The sequence below is a fragment of the Cyclobacterium sp. L-R genome (assembly GCF_056859355.1).
Genome location: NZ_JBSXOH010000083.1, coordinates 1 through 20,393, shown reverse-complemented (window position 1 = coordinate 20,393; position 20,393 = coordinate 1). Strand labels below are relative to the sequence as shown.

Annotated in this window: 20 protein-coding genes; 6 read left to right on the top strand and 14 right to left on the bottom strand. The window is 38.2% G+C overall.

Annotated elements, in window-relative coordinates; genetic code table 11:
• Positions 1 to 2: 2 nt before the first annotated feature.
• On the top strand, positions 3 to 698 hold the full coding sequence (locus AC13EX_RS15335) for a YjjG family noncanonical pyrimidine nucleotidase (RefSeq protein WP_482893359.1): 696 nt from the start codon (positions 3 to 5) through the stop codon (positions 696 to 698).
• Positions 699 to 777: 79 nt separating this feature from the next.
• A complete protein-coding gene (gene pruA, locus AC13EX_RS15330; protein ID WP_482893358.1) occupies positions 778 to 2,415 on the top strand; it encodes an L-glutamate gamma-semialdehyde dehydrogenase in 1,638 nt (545 codons plus the stop codon).
• A gap of 48 nt (positions 2,416 to 2,463) precedes the next feature.
• Here pruA and AC13EX_RS15325 read toward each other — a convergent pair whose 3' ends face one another.
• The 11 genes from AC13EX_RS15325 to AC13EX_RS15275 form a co-directional block, all read right to left on the bottom strand.
• Entirely contained in the window at positions 2,464 to 3,978 is a 1,515-nt protein-coding gene (locus tag AC13EX_RS15325) for a glycoside hydrolase family 32 protein (protein ID WP_482893357.1), read from the bottom strand.
• 24 nt (positions 3,979 to 4,002) lie between these two features.
• Positions 4,003 to 5,205, bottom strand: a complete 1,203-nt coding sequence (locus AC13EX_RS15320; protein WP_482893356.1) for a sensor histidine kinase — start codon at positions 5,203 to 5,205, stop codon at positions 4,003 to 4,005.
• Positions 5,206 to 5,335: 130 nt separating this feature from the next.
• Positions 5,336 to 6,646 carry an ABC transporter permease gene (locus AC13EX_RS15315; protein WP_482893355.1) on the bottom strand — a complete coding sequence of 437 codons (1,311 nt, stop codon included), beginning with the start codon at positions 6,644 to 6,646 and terminating at the stop codon, positions 5,336 to 5,338.
• Positions 6,636 to 7,538: an ABC transporter ATP-binding protein gene (locus tag AC13EX_RS15310; RefSeq protein ID WP_482893354.1), complete on the bottom strand. Its 903-nt coding sequence runs from the start codon at positions 7,536 to 7,538 to the stop codon at positions 6,636 to 6,638. The genes AC13EX_RS15315 and AC13EX_RS15310 overlap by 11 nt, the downstream gene beginning before the upstream one ends.
• Positions 7,539 to 7,604: 66 nt before the next feature.
• The gene (locus AC13EX_RS15305) at positions 7,605 to 8,492 is read right to left on the bottom strand and encodes a hypothetical protein (protein WP_482893353.1); all 888 of its coding nucleotides are present in this window, start codon (positions 8,490 to 8,492) and stop codon (positions 7,605 to 7,607) included.
• Between the two features lie 69 nt (positions 8,493 to 8,561).
• Positions 8,562 to 9,674, bottom strand: coding sequence for a molecular chaperone DnaJ (gene dnaJ / locus AC13EX_RS15300; protein WP_482893352.1), 1,113 nt, complete (start codon positions 9,672 to 9,674; stop codon positions 8,562 to 8,564).
• Between the two features lie 6 nt (positions 9,675 to 9,680).
• Positions 9,681 to 10,250 (bottom strand): nucleotide exchange factor GrpE, encoded by a 570-nt coding sequence (locus AC13EX_RS15295; protein ID WP_048640869.1) that lies wholly within the window; start codon positions 10,248 to 10,250, stop codon positions 9,681 to 9,683.
• A gap of 80 nt (positions 10,251 to 10,330) precedes the next feature.
• Positions 10,331 to 11,320, bottom strand: a complete 990-nt coding sequence (gene obgE / locus AC13EX_RS15290; RefSeq protein ID WP_048640870.1) for a GTPase ObgE — start codon at positions 11,318 to 11,320, stop codon at positions 10,331 to 10,333.
• 118 nt (positions 11,321 to 11,438) lie between these two features.
• Entirely contained in the window at positions 11,439 to 12,011 is a 573-nt protein-coding gene (locus AC13EX_RS15285; RefSeq protein ID WP_048640871.1) for an adenylate kinase, read from the bottom strand.
• A 27-nt stretch (positions 12,012 to 12,038) separates the two neighbouring features.
• On the bottom strand, positions 12,039 to 12,575 hold the full coding sequence (gene hpt, locus AC13EX_RS15280; RefSeq protein WP_482893351.1) for a hypoxanthine phosphoribosyltransferase: 537 nt from the start codon (positions 12,573 to 12,575) through the stop codon (positions 12,039 to 12,041).
• A 78-nt stretch (positions 12,576 to 12,653) separates the two neighbouring features.
• Positions 12,654 to 13,571, bottom strand: a complete 918-nt coding sequence (locus AC13EX_RS15275) for an aminopeptidase (protein ID WP_048640873.1) — start codon at positions 13,569 to 13,571, stop codon at positions 12,654 to 12,656.
• Positions 13,572 to 13,746: 175 nt separating this feature from the next.
• On the opposite strand from AC13EX_RS15275, the gene AC13EX_RS15270 reads away from it, so the two are divergent.
• The 4 genes from AC13EX_RS15270 to AC13EX_RS15255 all read left to right on the top strand — a co-directional run bounded on the left by AC13EX_RS15270 (position 13,747) and on the right by AC13EX_RS15255 (position 17,136).
• A complete protein-coding gene (locus AC13EX_RS15270) occupies positions 13,747 to 15,021 on the top strand; it encodes an OmpA family protein (protein ID WP_048640874.1) in 1,275 nt (424 codons plus the stop codon).
• Between the two features lie 71 nt (positions 15,022 to 15,092).
• Positions 15,093 to 15,740 (top strand): uracil phosphoribosyltransferase, encoded by a 648-nt coding sequence (gene upp / locus AC13EX_RS15265; protein ID WP_048640875.1) that lies wholly within the window; start codon positions 15,093 to 15,095, stop codon positions 15,738 to 15,740.
• A gap of 14 nt (positions 15,741 to 15,754) precedes the next feature.
• Positions 15,755 to 16,681, top strand: a complete 927-nt coding sequence (locus AC13EX_RS15260; protein ID WP_482893350.1) for a calcium/sodium antiporter — start codon at positions 15,755 to 15,757, stop codon at positions 16,679 to 16,681.
• Positions 16,678 to 17,136 carry a hypothetical protein gene (locus AC13EX_RS15255; protein WP_482893349.1) on the top strand — a complete coding sequence of 153 codons (459 nt, stop codon included), beginning with the start codon at positions 16,678 to 16,680 and terminating at the stop codon, positions 17,134 to 17,136. The genes AC13EX_RS15260 and AC13EX_RS15255 overlap by 4 nt, the downstream gene beginning before the upstream one ends.
• Positions 17,137 to 17,184: 48 nt before the next feature.
• Here AC13EX_RS15255 and AC13EX_RS15250 read toward each other — a convergent pair whose 3' ends face one another.
• The 3 genes from AC13EX_RS15250 to AC13EX_RS15240 are packed head-to-tail and all read right to left on the bottom strand — an operon-like array spanning position 17,185 to position 20,030.
• The gene (locus AC13EX_RS15250; protein WP_048640878.1) at positions 17,185 to 18,141 is read right to left on the bottom strand and encodes an FKBP-type peptidyl-prolyl cis-trans isomerase; all 957 of its coding nucleotides are present in this window, start codon (positions 18,139 to 18,141) and stop codon (positions 17,185 to 17,187) included.
• A 28-nt stretch (positions 18,142 to 18,169) separates the two neighbouring features.
• Positions 18,170 to 19,501 carry an outer membrane beta-barrel protein gene (locus AC13EX_RS15245; RefSeq protein ID WP_048640879.1) on the bottom strand — a complete coding sequence of 444 codons (1,332 nt, stop codon included), beginning with the start codon at positions 19,499 to 19,501 and terminating at the stop codon, positions 18,170 to 18,172.
• Positions 19,482 to 20,030 carry an RNA polymerase sigma factor gene (locus tag AC13EX_RS15240; RefSeq protein WP_048640880.1) on the bottom strand — a complete coding sequence of 183 codons (549 nt, stop codon included), beginning with the start codon at positions 20,028 to 20,030 and terminating at the stop codon, positions 19,482 to 19,484. The genes AC13EX_RS15245 and AC13EX_RS15240 overlap by 20 nt, the downstream gene beginning before the upstream one ends.
• Positions 20,031 to 20,393: the final 363 nt, after the last annotated feature.

Here is a 20,393-nt window from a genome sequence, read left to right as displayed (position 1 = left end):
TAGTGAGAAAATACAAGCATCTATTTTTTGATCTCGATCACACCCTATGGGATTATGACAGCAATGTCAGAGACTCTTTGTCAGAATTGTTTATTGATTTTGATTTAGGAAGTTTGGGCAATCCCGATTTCGAATTGTTCTTTAACGCTTTCCAATTCACCAATCACATCCTTTGGGAACAATTCAATAAGGGAGAAGTAGATAAAGATAAACTCCGGGCCATGCGTTTCAGAGAAGTTTTCACTAGAGCCAAACTTAACGTCTCAAAAATACCTAAGGAGCTAGAAGAGGAATTTATATTGAGAACATCCTCCAAACCAAAAGTAATGGATCATGCTTTCGAAACTTTAGACTATCTAAAATCAAAATATGAGTTGCATATCATTACCAATGGGTTCAATCAAAGCCAGTACAATAAACTAAAATCCTCCAAACTGGATAGTTATTTTGGTTTGATCGTCACATCTGAAAACTCCGGATTTAGAAAGCCTGACAAAAGGATTTTTGACCATACCATGCACCAACTTAATACCGAGGCAATAAACTGTCTGATGATAGGTGACAATCCTCTATCAGACATTCAAGGAGCTCAAAATGCCCAAATCGATCAGGTTTTTTACAACCCTTTAAAAATCGAGAGTAAGATTAGCCCTACCTATACTATAAATCACTTATCAGAACTCATTACAATACTGTAAACAGCTCAATTCTGCTAAGCCATCGATATTTTGTATATTTGAGTTATAAGCAGATTGAAAATTAAAACACCATACTATTATGCTAAAAGGCTTTTTTAATGTACCAGAACCAAGCAACGAACCCGTCAGGAATTATGCTCCGGGATCCAAAGAGAGGGGTTCTTTACAAGCTGCCTTAAAAGCAGCACGAGACCAAGTAGTAGCTATTCCGATGTATATCGGCAGTGAAGAAGTAAAAACCGGGAACACCACTGCCATATACCCTCCACATGATCGACAACATTTATTAGGTGAATTTCATAGGGGGGACAAAGACCATGTCACACAAGCTATCAACGCAGCAATGGGTGCCAAGCCTGCTTGGGAAAACATGCAATGGGAACAAAGAGCAGCAATATTTCTCAAAATTGCTGACCTGCTGGCAGGTCCTTACCGCGATAAAATCAATGCAGCCACCATGCTTGGGCAATCAAAAAATGCCTTTCAGGCAGAAATAGATGCGGCCTGTGAATTGATAGATTTCTTGAGGTTCAATGTCAAATTCATGACAGAGATCTATGCCCAACAACCTCCTATTAGTGGAAATGGGGTCTGGAATAGATTAGAGCAAAGGCCTTTGGAAGGCTTTGTTTTTGCCATTACTCCCTTCAACTTCACAGCCATAGCAGGGAATCTACCCACCGCACCAGCCATGATGGGGAATACGGTGGTTTGGAAACCTGCCGAAACTCAGATTTACTCTGCCAAGGTATTGATGGAGGTTTTTAAGGAAGCAGGTTTGCCTGATGGGGTAATCAATCTGATCTATGTGGAAGGCCCTGATACAGGTGATGTAGTATTTTCGCATCCTGATTTTGCGGGACTTCATTTCACCGGATCTACAGGAGTTTTTCAATCCCTATGGAAACTTATTGGAAATAATATTTCCAAGTATAAAACCTATCCGAGAATAGTCGGAGAGACAGGTGGTAAAGACTTTGTAATTGCTCATAAATCTGCTGACCCAAAAGCATTGGCCACAGCATTGAGCCGTGGAGCTTTTGAGTTTCAAGGACAGAAATGTAGTGCAGCCTCCAGGGCTTATATCCCCTCTAATCTTTGGGAGTCCGTAAAAGAATATTTACTAGAAGACCTTGCTTCCATGAAAATGGGAGGAACTGAAGATTTTGGTAATTTCATCAATGCTGTAATTGATGAAAAAGCTTTTGATAAAATAAGTGGCTATATCGAAGCTGCCAAAACTGCTCCGAATGTAGAAATACTTGCCGGAGGAAATTGTGATAAAACCAAAGGCTTTTTTATTGAGCCTACCGTGATCTTAGTGCATGATCCTATGTACAAAACCATGGTAGAAGAGATTTTCGGTCCAGTCCTGACCATCTATGTTTATCAGGCCAACCATTTTGAAGAAGCACTGGAGCTGGTGGACCAAAGCTCTCCCTATGCCCTCACCGGTGCAATCTTCTCCAAAGACAGGTATGCTGTAGAAATGGCTACCAGTAAACTTCGACACGCTGCGGGCAACTTCTACATCAATGACAAGCCTACAGGCGCCGTCGTGGGCCAACAGCCTTTCGGAGGATCAAGGGCCTCGGGAACAAATGACAAAGCAGGCTCAATGATTAATTTACTTAGGTGGGTTTCTCCAAGAACCATTAAAGAAACCTTTGTCAGTGCCACAGATTATAGGTATCCATTCCTGGAATCAGAAAAATGATACACAAAGAAAAAGGCATTACTTGTAAAACAGTAATGCCTTTTTCTTTTACCATATACTTTTAAGTGAATAAAGCTTGTTCTCTGCTTCAAAGCCATCTAATAAAAGATCGGAATAGCCATGTTCAGGAAAAACCAAGGCTGTCATTGCAAGAGCTCCATCATTGACAAATACCTCAACAGAGGACCTGTCCAAAAGTATCCTTAGCTCATTTATTTTAAGTTCATTGAGCGGGGCAGTCATTACCGAAGCAAAACCATCCTTAAAGTCCGTAAGACCTGAATTGCTTCTGTCAATAAATAACTCATCTGCTCTTTTACCGATAACTAGAATTTCTCCATACTCATTTTCAAAAGTGGCCGAGAAATCACCTGCTTTTGGTTTAAGAGAAATCTCTAACAGTTCATTTTCAAGTACTACTTTCTCCCCTTTTACAACAGAAGGCTGATCCCTTAATTGCTCCAACTCTTTCACGGGATTAGAGGCCAGCCATAGTTCTTCCCCTTCCCTGTACAAGGACAAAGTTCTTGGAAAAGTCATAGCTGAACGCCAAACTTCTGTAGGCACTACTTGTGCATAGTCCCAATTACTCATCCAACCGATAAATAGTTTACGCCCATCCGAATCAGGAACATTGGACCAGGTCACCCCGGCATAATTGTCTGTCCCATGATCTAACCATTTTATATCTTTCTGATTGGTAGTAAAGCTTTCCCCATCAAAATCGCCGACAAAATACTGGGTCGCCGATCCCCCGTTTGGTCCACCAGGATTAATGCTTACCAATAAAATCCATTTTTGATCTCCTTCTGGGCTTGTCAAAGGAAATAGATCCGGACATTCCCAAACACCGCCATACGCAGCCCAAGCAGGGTTAAAATCACTTTCATGGGTCCATTCTATTAGATTGGGGGATGAATAAAAGCTTATTTTATCCTTTACCGCCAATGACATTATCCAAGCTGTCTTGCCTTCAATCTCGACTTTAGTCACTTTGGGATCTCTGAAATCCTTAATTCCCGGATTGGCGAGAACAGGATTACCCTTGAATTTTTCCCAGGTAACACCATCATCCAGACTGTAGGCAATGCCCTGGGTCTGAAAATCAATCCTTCCGGCATCTCCTTTTACATTATCATGATAGGTGTAGATGGCAACCAAAGGTGGGTTCTCAGCAGTACCTAAACCACTGCTATTTTCACTATCAAACACAGCAGAACCAGAAAAAATCCATCCTAGGCTATCCGGAGCTATGGCAATGGGCAAATTTTCCCACTCCACAAGATTTTTAGAGGTTGCATGTCCCCAATGCATAGGACCCCAAACATTGCTATCTGGATAGTACTGGTAAAAAAGGTGGTATTCTCCTTTGTGGAAAACCATACCATTGGGATCATTCATCCAATTGGCTGGGGGACTGAAATGAAACTGAGACCTGAATGGCTCATTGTATTCGTTGAAAGTAGAAATCTCCGAAACAGCCTCCTCTTTGGTTTTGGTTTGGCAAGAAAATCCGATCATTACAATAAAAGACAATGCTAGAATCTGCTTAACTCCTTTCATAATACATGTATTTAAATGATTAATTTATTCATCCAATTCTTTAACACCATGTAGAACTATCCTAAAAGTTGTTCCTTTACCAAGTTCCGATGTATTTACGAATATCCTCCCATTGTGATATCCTTCCATTATTCTTTTGGCCAAGGTCAATCCCAGTCCCCAACCTCTTTTTCTGGTCGTAAAACCCGGATTAAAAACCTTTGATAGCATCTTTTTTTCTATACCCTTCCCCGTATCAGAAATATCTACAAATACGAATTGCTCACTTTCCTTGACAATATTAATCCGAATGGCTCCTTGCCCCTTCATGGCATCTACAGCATTTTTACAGACATTTTCTATTACCCATTCGAAAAGTGACCTATTCATTTGAGCATAGATATTTTCTGCGTGAGAATTTAGTTCAATGCTGACTTTATTGGAGATCCTTGGTCTCAAATAATTAATAGCGTCACCAACTACCTGGTACACATTCTCTGGCTTAATCACAGGAGTACTTCCTATATTGCTAAACCGCTCAGTCACCATGGTCAATTTATTGATGTCCTTCTCTATTTCCAGGATGACCTCTTTATTTTCATCGTATACGGGAGAATTCTTGAGGTAATCTATCCAAGCCATTAGTGAAGCCAATGGTGTTCCCAATTGATGGGCAGTTTCCTTGGTCAATCCAGCCCACAATCTGTTTTGCTCAGCTACTTTACTTTGGTTAAAGAAGGCATAAGCCAGAAGGCCAAAAACCAAAATAACCGAAAGCTGCACATAAGGATAATACTGCAATCGGGTAAGTAGGTCCGAGTTTCTGTAATAAATAAAAACATCATCAGAAAGGCTAATCGGTTCATACAGCTCTTTCATGGACTCCAATTCCTCCAATAGATAAATCTTGACTTCTTCCTCCGAGCTATTGGTCGGGATATTGATGTTTTTATATTCCATGGGCTCTCCACTGGAATTCACGGTAATTACAGGAATAGATTTATTTTCCTGAATAATCACCTGAAAAACAAAGGTTAGATTGTCTGAATTTACAGAGGCATATTCTAAGGCTTCTGCATACAAATCCACTTGGCGTTTTTCCCGAATTTTAAGCTCTTCTACCAGTGTATTGGTATAATATATTGAGCCTAAACCTATAACAAAGGAAAAAATAAATATAGCCCATTTTACCTTCTCCCTGTTTTTATATAAATCTAAAGATGCTAGGTCTTGGAATTTTCTCTTCATTGTAAATTGGTGTTCCCGAACTTAAGTAAGTTCATAATGAGAAACAATATAAAGCAGGGATTATTGCCTAGAATGGCAGAAAATTCTAGTACTAATTAGCAATTAAAGCATACAAATTTAACGGTCAAAGCTAGTTTTGCTTTATCCATTTCCATAGCACTTTATAATTCACTTTAGAGCCATGCACCAATATTCCTATTCGGTATATTTTTCCTGCAAGCCAGGTAGTGGACAAAAATCCAAGAACCAAAAGGGAAATAGAAAGTGCCAAATGGTGCCATGGAACGCCAAAACTAACCCTTCCCATCATGGCCACTGGAGAGGTAAAGGGGATGACAGAAAGCCAAAAAGAGACATTACTATTGGGATCGTCTAATACAAAAATAAACAGCCCCATGTACGCAACCAATAATGGAATTGTAACAGGGAACATAAACTGTTGGGCATCAGAAGGGCTGTCTACTGCGGCCCCAATTGCCGCAAAAAATGCTCCATACAATAAATATCCACCGACAAAATAAATCAAAAATGTCAAAGTAATCTGTACAAAATCCAGACCTTGAACCATCTGTAAGATTTCTAATAATTCAGGGTTTCCTTCTGTAGGAAATACTCCTTGCTGACCAGACATCTCTAATATTTGCTGCTGTGGCATTTTCATGCCAAAATATCCCATAACCAAGGAAGAGACTGCACTTATTAATAGAATCCATATTAGAAATTGCGTCAAACCAACAGCACCAATACCAATAATTTTCCCCATCATCAACTGGAAAGGCTTTAATGAGGAAACCAAAATCTCTATAATTCTACTGGATTTTTCCTCTATCACACCTTGCATGACTTGGTTACCATAAACGAAAATAAAGGTATAAATCAGTATACCGGCAAGAAAACCAATGGCATAATTTACTACTGAGTTTGAAACGCGCTCTCCTCCAGCCTCGCTAACTATAATCGTTTGAATATTTACATTCGTCTTGTATGCAGAAAGGATCTCCGGGTCAATGCCCAAAGCTTCCAGCCTATATGCTTCCATTTTTCTTTGAAGGGACAATTCCAAGCTCGACATCATTGAAATTGGCGGGGTTTCCTCACTATAAAAAACGATTCCTTCTGGATTTGAGACATCGAGATCAGGGATATAAAGAAAACCAAACCTGGCTCCCTCTTGCACCAATAATTTGGCATTTTCCTGTCCCAACTCCCCATAAGAAAAGGAATACAATTCATTGCTCTCTAAAAAAAATGAATTGTTTTCATCAACCACCTCTATCACTCTCCTGGCTTCACCTACAGAATCTGACATTCCTACCCATAAAAACAAGCCTAGAATGGTAGGAAAAACTAGAGGAGTTATAAGTGTTGCGAGGAGGAAGGAGCGTTTTTTGACTCTTGCCAGGTATTCTCTTTGTATGACTAAGAAGATTTTATTCCCCATGACTTTCATTAATTTTTTGAATGAATATCTCTTCTATACTGGGAACGATTTCTTCAAAACCAAGAATCTCCCCTTCGTTCATGAGTGCTTTCAATACATCATTAGGCTTCTGCTTATTCAAGCTCAACTTAAATTCCATAAATCCGTCTTGGATAAGCAAATTTTCTCCTTCTGGAACAAAATCCACACTTCCTGGGATCATTTTGACCCGAAAAACATTGGTTTTTGCTTCATCCTTTATCGTTTTCACCGTTCCGTCCAAAATTTTCTCTGACCGATTGATCATTGCTATTTGGTCGCAGAGTAATTCAACGGACTCCATCCTATGGGTAGAAAGGACAATGGTTACCCCTTGGTTTCTCAATTCAAGAATTTCATTTTTAATAATCTCTGCATTCACAGGATCAAACCCGGAAAAAGGTTCGTCCAAAATTAATAAATCCGGACGGTGGATAACAGTGGCTATAAATTGCACTTTCTGCGCCATTCCCTTAGACAGGTCCTGGATTTTTTTATCCTTCCATTGGGTGAGATTAAGCCTATCCAGCCAATCGGTGATTTTTTGTTTGGCTTCATTCTTACTGAGGCCTTTAATTTGAGCAAAATACAACAATTGCTCTTTAACTTTCATACCTTTATAAAGACCTCTTTCCTCAGGAAGGTAACCGATATTTCTAACATGCTCCATCCTCAAGGGCTCTCCATTAATAAAAATATCCCCAGAGTCTTGGTCTATAATTTGATTTACTATCCTGATGAGTGTTGTTTTACCCGCTCCATTGGGGCCCAGCAACCCAAAAATCTTACCTTGATCAACAGAGAGATCAAAATTTTTGAGTGCTACATGTGATCCATAGGATTTATTTAATGATCGAATGCTTAATATTTCCAAATGAACAATAGTTTAGCAACAGGTTTGAAACATTATTATGAATGGAAAATTGTCTCCAAAAACTAATTATTCCAAAGATACGGAACCCACTGAAACATCAATTAGAAAGACCATTAGATTTTTAGCTTCTTTGCTATACCCCTTACTAACATAAGTTTTATCAGCAATTTTTTTCAAATTGAAAGGCACCTTGGTTCTACACATGGCTGTTGATTTGATCTTTATCAAATAAGGCAAATCCTTCGGAGGTAATTTTATATTTACTGAACCTGCACCCACCATGGTATGGATTTGAGAACGGCCAGCCATGGTATCATTAAAAGTTAAATTAACAGAGCCATAGTTGACATCAAACATCAGCAACTCGGCATTTGAAAAGTGAAGGTCATTGGCATATACAGAGCCCATATTGATTGCCACGGCTAGGGTATCCATACTCACAGAGTTGGAAACCTGACTGGCATAGTTTAAAAAAACATCTGCAGAGGCAGTTTTGACAACGCAGTTGGACACGGGAAGGTTAGAGAAATCTAAACGAGCCTTACCTATCCCAAATTGAAAATGCAGGTCATACAAGTAATTCGGATCCAAACCCACCTCCCATTTGTGGTCAAAATCATCATCTCCACTTGAAAACAATCTATAAGACAGGTTTTTACTTAAGCTCTCAGACTCTACATTCTTATGTTCAAGCTGTGCAGAGAGCACACCATCTGTGAGACTATGGGTAAATGAGGGTAAAATATTGACTTTCCCAAGCGCTGCATCTACATACAAAGGGACTCCATGATAGGATCGATTTATATGAGACACACCTTTATAACTTGAGAAGTCAAGACGTACCATATTGATACCACTTTGTTCCTCAACTTCAAAATGACGCAAGATTTGGGCATCAGTTGAAATGACAACAAATAGGATACAACATATCGATATATTTAATTCCTTAAACATAGGGAATTAATACGATAGTCGATGGAAAAGGTTTTTAAAAAGAAATGGCCAAATGCTGGCCATTTCTTTTTAGAAAAATTCTTTAACTTTATCAAATATACTTTTCTCAGAATTTCCTGGATTTGGTTTAAAATTTTCAGAATCTCTTAGTGATTCCAGCTTTTCTCTTTCTTCTTTGCTCACTTCTTTAGGTGTCCACACATTAATATGTATCAATTGATCACCTTTACCGTATCCGTTAAGCTCTTTAATCCCTTTCCCTTTTAATCTCAGGATTTTTCCTGCTTGGGTTCCAGGATCAATTTTAATTTTAACTTTACCATCTATGGTTGGCACTTCCAAGGAAGCTCCAAGGGCCACATCAATAAAGCTCAAGTAAAGGTCATAAACGACATTATTGCCATCTCGAACCAATTCTCCATCTTCAATTTCTTCAATAAGGATCAATAAATCACCTGCTACACCACCAGGTACTTCATTCCCTTTACTGGATAAGCTAAGTTGCATACCTTCAGAAACACCCGCAGGTATATTGATAGGAATTATTTCTTCCTTCACTACCAAACCATTGGCATTGGCATTTGGCGGTCTTTTATCAACAATCTGTCCACTACCTTCACAAGTAGGACATGTACTTGCTGACACCATCTGACCTAACATGGTATTGACCACTTTCTTAATTTGTCCTTGTCCTTGACAAGTAGAACAGGTTTTGAAAGTTACGCCATCAGCAATCATATGACGCTTAACCTTGATTTTCTTCTCTACTCCATGAGCGAGTTCTTTAAGATTAAGTTTTAATTTTACCCGAAGATTGGTTCCTTTTCTAGTTCGTCTGGAACTTCGTCCCCCTCCACCAAAAAAAGAATCAAATCCACCTCCGCCACCAAAGATGTCTCCAAACTGAGAGAATATGTCATCCATATTCATCCCACCGCCACCAAAGCCGCCATTGCCACTGACACCCTGATGACCAAACTGATCATAGCGTTGTTTTTTCTCCGGATTACTCAGAACCTCATACGCTTCCGCGCCTTCCTTAAACTTGTCTTCAGCAGTAGGATCACCTGGATTTTTATCTGGGTGAAATTTAATGGCCAATTTTCTGTAAGCCTTCTTTATTTCTTCCGGGCTGGCATTTTTTGCTATTCCCAGCACTTCGTAATAATCTCTTTTAGCCATAAGTTTTTAATTTCCTATTACCACTTTTGCAAATCGAACTACTTTATCAGAAAGCATGTATCCTTTTTCAACAACATCTACAATTTTTCCTTTCAGATCCTCAGAAGGGGCAGGGATTTGAGTGATTGCTTCGTGATATTCTGCATCAAAAGCTTTCCCTACCAAATCATCCATAGGCTTCAAACCTTTGGATTCAAGAACCTTACTTAATTTACTATATATCAGTCTGCTACCTTCCTGGTCATTGCCTTCTATTTTAAATGATCTTTCAAAATCATCTAAGACGGGAAGGATTTCCTGAATTATGTTCTTGGAAGCCGTATCAATCATTTCCAACTTCTCCTTTGCTGTTCTCCTACGAAAATTCTCAAACTCAGAATAAAGTCTGACATACTTATCTTTCAGTTCTTGATTTTCTTTTGACAAACTGTCCGACGCATCTTCCATATCAACCGATTCTTCGTCTTTTGTCTCTTCTTGGGAATCCTTTTTCAGATCTTCTCCATTTTTAAGGTTTTCAACTGTATCTGGCTGATCAAGACCTTGATCCATTTCTTCATTCACTTTATCTGTCATTATTCAATACGTTTATCAACAATCAATCTCTCTTAAACAATTAACTTGCCATACTATAGAAATATGACATTCTGACATATTTACTGCAATGCCCTCCATATCAAATCCTTAAGGGCTGGCAATTGAAAACCTGTAACCGAAGAGAAAAAGAGGTGAGGGATACCTTCAGGTATCTCAGGCTTCAGTGCCTCCATTAGTTCTTCATCCAACAGGTCCGCTTTTGATATAGCCAAAATTCGCTTTTTATCTAAAAGCTCTGGATTGTAGCGTTTGATTTCATCCAATAAAATGGCGTATTGTTCACCGATATGATCTGCATCTGCAGGTACTAAAAACAAAAGGATAGAATTTCGCTCTATATGTCTAAGGAAACGAAGTCCTAAGCCCTTCCCTTCAGCAGCGCCTTCTATAATACCTGGAATGTCAGCCATCACGAAAGATTTCCCATCTCTATAATCGACCACACCTAAATTAGGTATCAGAGTGGTGAAGGCATAATCAGCGATTTCAGGTTTCGCAGCAGACACACTTGCCAGTAAAGTTGATTTACCTGCATTTGGAAAGCCTACAAGACCTACATCTGCCAAAAGCTTCAGTTCCATAATGATCCATTCCTCTATTCCTTCACCTCCAGGCTGAGCATAATGCGGGGCCTGATTGGTTGAAGTTTTGAAATGGTCATTACCCTGACCACCTTTACCTCCTGGAGTCAAAATAAATTCTTGTCCATCTTCGGTGATTTCACATCTGACCTCACCAGTTTCTGCTACCTTAGCAACAGTACCGATAGGCACCTCTAAAACAACATCATGTCCATCTGCTCCTTTTCTTCTTCCTCCTTCTCCATTGTTTCCTCTGTCCGCAATGACATGTTTTTTGTATTTGAGATGTAAAAGTGTCCATAGTTGAGCATTTCCTCTCAGAATAATATGCCCCCCTCTTCCACCATCACCACCATCAGGTCCCCCTTTAGGGACGTGCTTTTCTCTTCTGAAATGTACTGATCCACTCCCTCCTGCTCCAGATCGGGAACAAAATTTCACATAATCAATAAAATTGGATCCTGCCACTACTTATTCCGTTTAATATTATTGCTTTAATTTTCATCCTCAACATTCAACTTTTGGATGAAAAGAAAATGGCCAAGCTTGTAGGCTCAGCCATAAAATTATTATGCAAAGATAGTGATTAATACTTATCTACAACAGCACAAATTTTTTGAAAGATTTCATCGATGGCACCAACACCATGAATTCCGGAGAACTTACCCTGCTTTTGATAATAATTGGCAACAGGTAAAGTCTCATCATTATAAACTTTAATTCTATTTTTAATTTTTTCTTCATCCTGATCATCTGACCTACCTGAAGTCTTTCCTCTTTCTTTAAGACGGTTTTTCAATTCTTCCTCAGGCACTTCAAGAGCCACCATGCCAGAAATGGCTGTCCCCTTTTTTGTCAACAATTCGTCAAGGGCTTCCGCTTGAGCTACAGTACGTGGAAAACCATCAAAAATAACCCCATTGGCATCCAATGAATGGTTTATCTTATCTTCTACCATACCGATTACTACTTCGTCGGGAACAAGATTCCCCTCATCCATATATTTGCGGGCCAACTTTCCTAAAGCGGTACCTTCACCCAAGTGCTTCCTGAATAGATCTCCGGTAGATATGTGTTCAATATTGTATTTTTCTATCAACTTTTCACTTTGGGTCCCTTTACCAGCTCCGGGAGGGCCAAACAAAACGATATTTAACATAAGTGTAATTTTAATATGAATAGAGTGTTAATTATTTTCAACAATTTGGTAAATATCACGTAAATTCCTGCCTTGTCCTTGGTAATCCAGCCCATATCCTACCACAAAAAGGTCGGGAATTTCAAAACCTACGTATTTGATCTTAATCGGTTTGACTAATGCATCAGGCTTAAACAATAAGCTAACAAGCTCCACACTGCTTGGCTGCTCCTTATTAATCATCTCCAAAAGGTGCGCCATACTATTGCCGGTATCTACAATATCCTCTATAATGATCACGTCTTTTCCTTTAAGATACTCATCCAAACCGATCAAATCTTTGACACTTCCTTGAGATTTCAAGCCGGAATAAGAGGCTACTTTAATAAAACTGACAGACATCTCAACAGAAATTTCCTTACAAATATCCGACATAAACATAAAAATACCGTTCAAAACAGCCAAAAATATAGGATTTTTTGTCTGATAATCATTATTAATGGAGGCAGCAAGTTCTTTCACCCTCTTAAGAATGACTTTTTCTGTAAGAAAGGGCTCAAAAAATAAATTTTTTAACTTAATCATTCTTTAAAGGTGAGTTTCCCGGATGATGTAAAGGGATTTAGGTTTTATCAATCTAAAATAAGTACAAATTCAAATCCCTTACAAATATTGCATTAAATATTGATACAATTTAAACATGCTCTCCATATCTGAAATAGCCACTTTCTCAATTGGCGTGTGTGGATTTTCCTGTGGGGCCCCTATAAAACACCAATCAATTGGATAAGGACTCATTTGAATCTCTCTTCCATCACTACCACCATAAGCTTCTACTTCCAACTGGAAAGGGACATTTGCATCCCTTGCCAAATCAACAATTCGATTTATAAAGGTTTTACGAGGGATATAGCTATCTCTCATCGAAATAACGGCACCTTTATTAAAATGAATCCCATCAGTTATCCAGGTGACATCGGCAATCAAGGCATTTCTAATTTTCCAGTTTTCATAAATAAATTTTATTAAATAGGGAATCGAACCACCTCCATGTTCCTCATAGGTACTAAAAACAAGGATTCCATTTTCTAAGGTTTCACATAATCTTAGTAAGGTACAAACCCCTACTCTATTGTCTAAATAGGCTGCTTGAAGAAATCCATCTTGCAGAACAACCTCCTGTTCAAAGGAAAGAAGGGTCCCTGTTTCAATTTTTCGTGGGAAATCATGAAACACATTCCCATCGATCTCTTTTGCCTTACATCTGATAAGGCCAGCTTCATCCCTACCAACTAACCATACGCCATCCAAAAGTTCTGGACCACCTATAGGTACAAGTTGATTTTCATATCTAGCGGTAAAACCCACCGTATCCATATGGGAAAAGACAACTGTTTTAGGTTTTCCAAAAACGAGAACAATATTGTCATGAAATTCTTCTCCAAAATGAATTTCAGGAGTAACTTTCCAACTGTTTTTACGTTTCTCGATATATTGCAGTATAAAATTGGAAAACCTTGATTCATCACCGGAAACGCTATCTAAATGAAGAATTTCTTTTAATAAATTTATAAATGGCATAGTTTATGTTAAATATTTTTTTAAATTTCGGGATCAAATTAGTTTTTATTGAAACAATTGAGATAGATGTTTAAAGTTCCCGTAAATTAATATACATTTGTATCATAAACCGAGTAAAAATCTAATAGCAATCAAAATCAATTAAAACACTGAATGTTGTAAAAAATTTTTTATCATGAAAAAAATAATACTATCAACACTAATGGTTGGTGCTTTAGCTGTAGGTGCTAATGCTCAAGACGACTTCAACAAATGGTCTGTAGAGGTTAATGGAGGGTTCAATAAGCCGATGGCTCCAATCACGCCGGGTTATTTCTCACCTACACTAAACCTTGGACATGCCGACCTTGGGGTCAGGTATATGTTTAATGAAAAATTTGGAACCAAATTAGATTTTGGTTTCGGTAGCTTTAAAAATGCTAGCGATACTCCTGATTTTTCTTCTAACTATTACCGTTTGAACCTACAAGGTGTTGCCAATATTGGCAGAATAATGAATTGGGAAACTTTTTCTCAAACTTTCAACCTATTAGGTCACTTTGGTGGCGGAATAGGTCAACTTACCCCTCAGGAAAACCAATTTACTGACCTTAAAGATCGTCAGTACAATATAATTTCCGGAATGACCCTACAGGTTAAATTAAGTGATCGCATCGCTCTAACAGGTGATGTAACCAATTTAGTAGCAGGACGTCAGGACGTAAGTTTTGACGGTGAATCAGCAATTAGGCCAGGTGCTAACAATGGCTATTATGGATCAAATGCTGTTTGGTGGACTGGTACCTTGGGTCTTACTTTCTATTTAGGGGGTAACGACACACATGCTGACTGGTACATCAGGGAAAACAAATATGCTACTAAAGACGAATTGGCTACTCAGATCGGTGAGATCAAGGACATGCTAAAAGACTCTGACGGTGATGGTGTTCCTGATTATTTGGACAAAGAGCCTAATACTCCTGCTGGAGCAAGAGTTGATTCTCATGGTGTAACTATGGATTCTGATGGTGATGGTATTCCTGATCACTTAGATAAATGTCCATTCGTTCCAGGTCCAGCTTCATTAGAAGGTTGTGCTCCAGATGATACCGAAGAAGTTGACTACCTAGCTAAAGCAATAAACGATCAGTACGTAAACGTTTATTTTGCTTTTGACAGTGCTAAACCACTTGGTTACTCTGCATCTTCTGCAAACTATGTTGCTAACTTCATGAAGAGAAACCCAGGAGTTCAAGTAGAACTTAAAGGTTATGCTGATGAATTAGGTCCTGAAGATTACAATATGAAACTTTCTGAGAAAAGGGCTAAATCTGTATATGATTTAATCATTGCCTCTGGAGTTGATGCATCTAGACTTTCTTACAAAGGCTATGGTGAAGATACTAGCGTAGATAAATCTTCTGCTGATGCTAGACAAATGGCAAGAAGAGTTAGTTTCGAGATCCAATAAATAGGCATCTTACATAATATTTAAAACCCGATCTTAAAAGATCGGGTTTTTTTGTTTTACTTTGTCCTACCATGTTTATCCTTAATCATAATAACTCGATTGCAAATCAATATCTGGCCGAACTTCGGGACATAAATATCCAGAAGGACCGTATGCGTTTTAGGAAAAATCTAGAAAGAGTAGGTGAAATCCTTGCCTACGAGCTTTCCAAGAAATTGCCTTTTTCCCCTGCTTCTGTCCCAAGTCCTTTCGGAGAAGTAGAAACCAAACTTTTAGCAGAAAAACCCGTAATCATTGCTGTATTAAGGGCTGCTTTGCCTTTCTATCAAGGCGTATTGAATTTATTTGACCATTCTGATAGTGGCTTCATCGGTGCCTATAGAAATGAGAGCGATAGTGATTCAGCAATAGAAATCACCTTAAATTACCTTGCAGCGCCTGACTTAACAAACAAAACGATAATAATGGTCGACCCTATGCTTGCTACAGGCAAATCAATTTTAAAGAGCCTTCAAGCCTTGAATGGAAATGGCATCCCTAAACAAATTGAAATAGTTAGTGCCATAGCTGCTCCTGAAGGTATACAGCATATTCAAGAAAATCTAGATCTTCCACACCGGTTTTGGATCGGAGCCGTGGACGAAAAACTAAATCATCAATCCTATATTATCCCTGGATTAGGGGATGCAGGGGACCTTGCTTTTGGTTCAAAAATTTAACCTTTTCTTTCAAAATGAGTTATTTAATATTAGCTGTGGGCTTTCTGGTCCTGCTATTGGGTGGAAAATTTCTTGTTGATGGAGCCTCTGCGATCGCCGCTAGACTTGGGTTAAGCCCTGGATTAATTGGCCTAACCATTGTTGCTTTTGGCACCTCTGCCCCAGAATTATTGGTAAGTGTGACTGCTGCATTGAAAGGTTCAAGTGATATAGCCATTGGCAATGTCATTGGGAGTAATATTTCTAATATCACCCTGGTTTTAGGAATAAGTGCAATCATATTCCCTATTTATATTCAAAAATCAACGCTTAAGCTGGATTACCCATTTACATTAATTAGCTCCGTCATTTTTTATGCAATGTCCTTTAGTGGGGTAATTTCTTTCTTTGAAGGAATTATTTTATTCTCCTGCTTTGTTGGGCTTAATTGGTATTTTTTCAAAACAATAGAAAGAGTTGAGTTTACAGAAGATGAGGCGATACAAATGAAAAAGAAGTCGCCTTGGCTTGCCGTATTACAGCTTTTAGGTGGTGCCGCTGGTTTATATTTCGGCTCTGAGTTAGTTGTAGGAAATGCTTCATTGATAGCCCGAAATTATGGGGTAAGTGAACGAATTATTGGCGTAACAATTATCGCAATAGGTACAAGTTTACCTGAATTGGTAACCTCCGTTTTAGCTGCATTAAAGAAGGAAACTGAAATGGCTTTAGGAAATATTTTAGGGAGTAATATTATGAACGTTTTCTCTATTATAGGCATTACAGCTTTAATTAAGCCTATCGAGGTTGCTACAGACTTTATATATACTGATTTTATTTGGATGTTAGCCTTTACAATCTTACTTCTTCCAATAATGCGGATTGATTATAAAATCTCCAGATTAAACGGCCTTACTTTGTTCTTAGGTTACCTACTTTATATCTATTTCATAATATCATGAGTGAGTACCTAATTACATTCGCCGGAATTTATTTCCTTTGTCTTTTTAAATTTATAGCCGGACCACTTCTTGGAGCAGCGGCAGGTTACGGTTTACTTGAAATAGTAATTGTAACAGTTTCTGGTATGATGACATCAGTGATTCTTTTTACCTTTTTAGGAGAATGGTTTAAAACAAACTGGACCATCATAATTAAAAAAAAGCAAAAGCGTTTCTCCAAAAGAACAAGAAACATCATTAAGATTTGGAAAAAATTTGGCATTTGGGGAATTGCTTTCCTGACTCCCCTAATATTGACACCAATAGGGGGAACAGTCGTATTGACTTCATTTGGCATCGCAAAAAGAAAAATTCTGTTTACAATGTTAGTAAGTGCTTTTTTCTGGGCCTTTGTATTTGGATTAAGTATAGAGGAGCTATTGAAAATCCCATTTCTAAAAAGTTTATGGACATAAAAAAAGGGCTTGTAATTCAAGCCCTTTTTTTATGTATTAAGTCCGCTACTAATTCACAGACAGTATTTCTGCTTTAAAAAGAATGGGCGTAAAAGGCTTCACAAGATCAATTTGTTCTCCCATATTTACCAAGTCTTGACGAATAGCTGATGGGAATATTTGAATTGATTGATCGTATGCATTGAAAGAAGTAGACAAAACTTCAATCTTCTGATCAGGCAAAACATCAATTAAAGATTTATTTAAAAACTCCAATCCTGAGTTTCCTATAGAAACAGTTGTAGGCTGATTACTTTCATAAGATTCAAATACAGGATCTTCCTCTCCCAGTTCAAATAATTCAAAATCTACTGAAACGTTACTTCCAAGTTTGGACTCAGTCTCTGTATCATCTCCCTCAGTAACTGTACGCATATAAACACCTTCTGCAACTTCTACAAAACCTTCAAGTTGTTCTGCTGCGATATAGTCCGCTATCATTGTTTCTTCACGCTGCATCAACTCTTCTTCAGTATATTTGGCTGCATACTTTAATTTAATCACCAAATTGGATGAAGGAAGAATTAAAGTTTCGAACCCATAATTACCAAAGGCAAGATAGGATGGTGAATAAACAGTTAATTCTTCACCAACTTTAGCTAGACCTGAGGCATAAGTAATGGATATTGGCCATAAGCCATCCTGACTGTATTTAAATATCCGTGGTTCCTTCGTTTCATCCATATAAGAATCAATCAATTGTCCATCGATGGTTTTAATTTCATAATACACCCCTATAAAATCTGCATTTACAAATTGCTCTCCATCAGGATTTTCAACAGTTTTAGTGTAATAATACCCAGATTGAGCCTTGGTAGCAACAATGCTATTGCTCGCAATGTATTCTTCTAAGATTAGGTCATCCCTTTCCATTGCCAACTCTATATCAGAAACGGATTCTTCAAGACAAGATGACATCAAGACAATCAGGCCAAGTAGCCAAGTAAATTTGTTCGTTAAAATCATGGTGATTAAATAATTAAAGTTTGGTTTGTTATTTATTATTAAAATTAAAATTCATCCTCAGATTCACTCCACCTATTGAAAACTGCTGATCTGCAAAAGTAAGTCCTCCCAATGGCAATTTATAGAAAGGTTCAAAGGAAATATAAAACTCTTTGTTTAATTGATATTCATAGCCAAATGAAAGATTCAATAGTCCGGCTACATCCGTACTACTCTGCCCAGATTCAGGAGTAAAAACATTACTAAAGCTCTGCACTGTTGGGGCGTATTCCAATGCCCCATTGAAACTATTGGCATTGAAAAGGGACTGCGCCTGATAAGACTCTACGGTGTTTTGAGTTAAATACACCATGCTAGACAAGCCTGTAATCAAATACATACCCGTCTGCTTTTTATCATAAAACTTATATTTCAAATTCACAGGTATATCTAAAGAGGCAAAATTGAGTTGGTAATCAGTATCAATAATATTACTATTGCTCTTTAAGGCCTCTGAAGAAGGAGAAGCATCCATCATTTGATCCATTCTATGATTATTTTGCGCTCCCATGCTTTGATTGGCATAAGCCAAACCAACGTCCAGTTTTAGCTTTCTACTTAAAGAGATCTCAGACATTATTCCAGCCCCTAAATTCATTCCTGAAACAGGATTGGAGCTGGCTTGAGGGCTCACCATCAAGCCCAGCTTAAAGGATTTGGGGGTTTTGGCTACTTGATCATTTTCCGAGCTAGAAGACTTCCAAATATCTACTAAATACTGAGCCTCAGAGGTGCTCATGGAAACATCTTTCCCTGTATTAATCGCTACGGTTTGCTCCGCTCCTCCTTCTAAACTATTAAAACGCTCAGTAATTCCAGCCTGAAATTCGTCCCAGGTTTCAGTAAAGGTTTCTATAAAAACTGAGTTTGATGCTTTACCTGTCTCAGGGATATTTTGAATAGGAGCTCTATCTACAACACTATCTTCACCAATATTGGATAGGGCCGTAGATCCTGTAAGTGGAGCTACCTTACCATAACTCGAATCATTTCTTGAACTGATTGTTGGGATTTGAAGCACTTCAGCTTCATCTTTTTCACTTTTATCGAAAAAAGGAGCTTCATCCATAATCACCGCATCCGTTATAGATTTCACCTTTTGATCAATTTCCTGTTGCTTAGGAAAATAAAAGAAAAAGAACAATAAACTAGCAGCAATACCTGCTGTCATAAATGGCCAGTAGATTAGCCATGCTTTCTTCTTAGGCTTAAAATAAGCATCAGAAAACTTTTCCCATTCTTTTGGATCAAATGGCTCCTCGTGATTATTGAAGGAGGCTTTAATTTTCTCCGCTAGCTTCTTATCGAACTGCTCCTTCATTCTTTATATGATTTAATGCAATAATTTTTTCTCTCAATTTCTCCTTGGCTCGCGCTAAATAAGTCCTACAAGTACTTGAGGGGATCCCAAGTTTTTCGCTTATTTCGGCATGCCTAAACCCCTCTATTTCATACATATTAAAAATCACCCGCAAAATATCAGGCAATTCTTCAAGGCATTTTAAGATGTCATCTTTAGATAACTCATCGATAATATCAGGATCGTAAGTCTCAGCATGAGCTTTATCAATATCCATTACTGCCTGATGTTTTAAGTTTTTCCTGTAATAGTCGACCGAGGTATTAATAATTATTCTACGAAACCAAGCCTTAAAAGAATTCTCTAAACAAAATTGATCAAGTTTATCAAAAGCCTTCATATAACTATCGTTTACGATTTCACACGCCTCCTCCCTATTACCAGAATACCTTAACGCAATACTCATGGCATAGCCATAAAAGTGCCGATAAAGCCTTTCTAACGATTTTTTATCTCGCTTTTGTGCTTCTTGTATGAGATCTTTCTCCAAAAGCTTTTGTTTTACTGGGTCGATTCAAAACCCATACGTTACCAACTCACAAAACGCTACAATACTTGCCAAAAAATTTTCATTTTATTTAATTGAACAATTTTTTAGCCCCCACAAACCCAACCAAATGAACCTAGAAGCTTATTGATTGTATCCATTTCATCAAAAATAGACTCCTAAAAAAGACTTAAACCCGAAATATGCAATAGACAATCTATTACGTGCTGAAATCGCTTCAAAATCAGCCACTTAGTTGCTGTTTTCAATTTCACCATAGCGGTGCTATGTTAAAATCTCCAAACAGCCTGATTTTCTTGCGATTGCAACACTTCCCGTAAACACGGGACAGGCTTCACCCCTGAC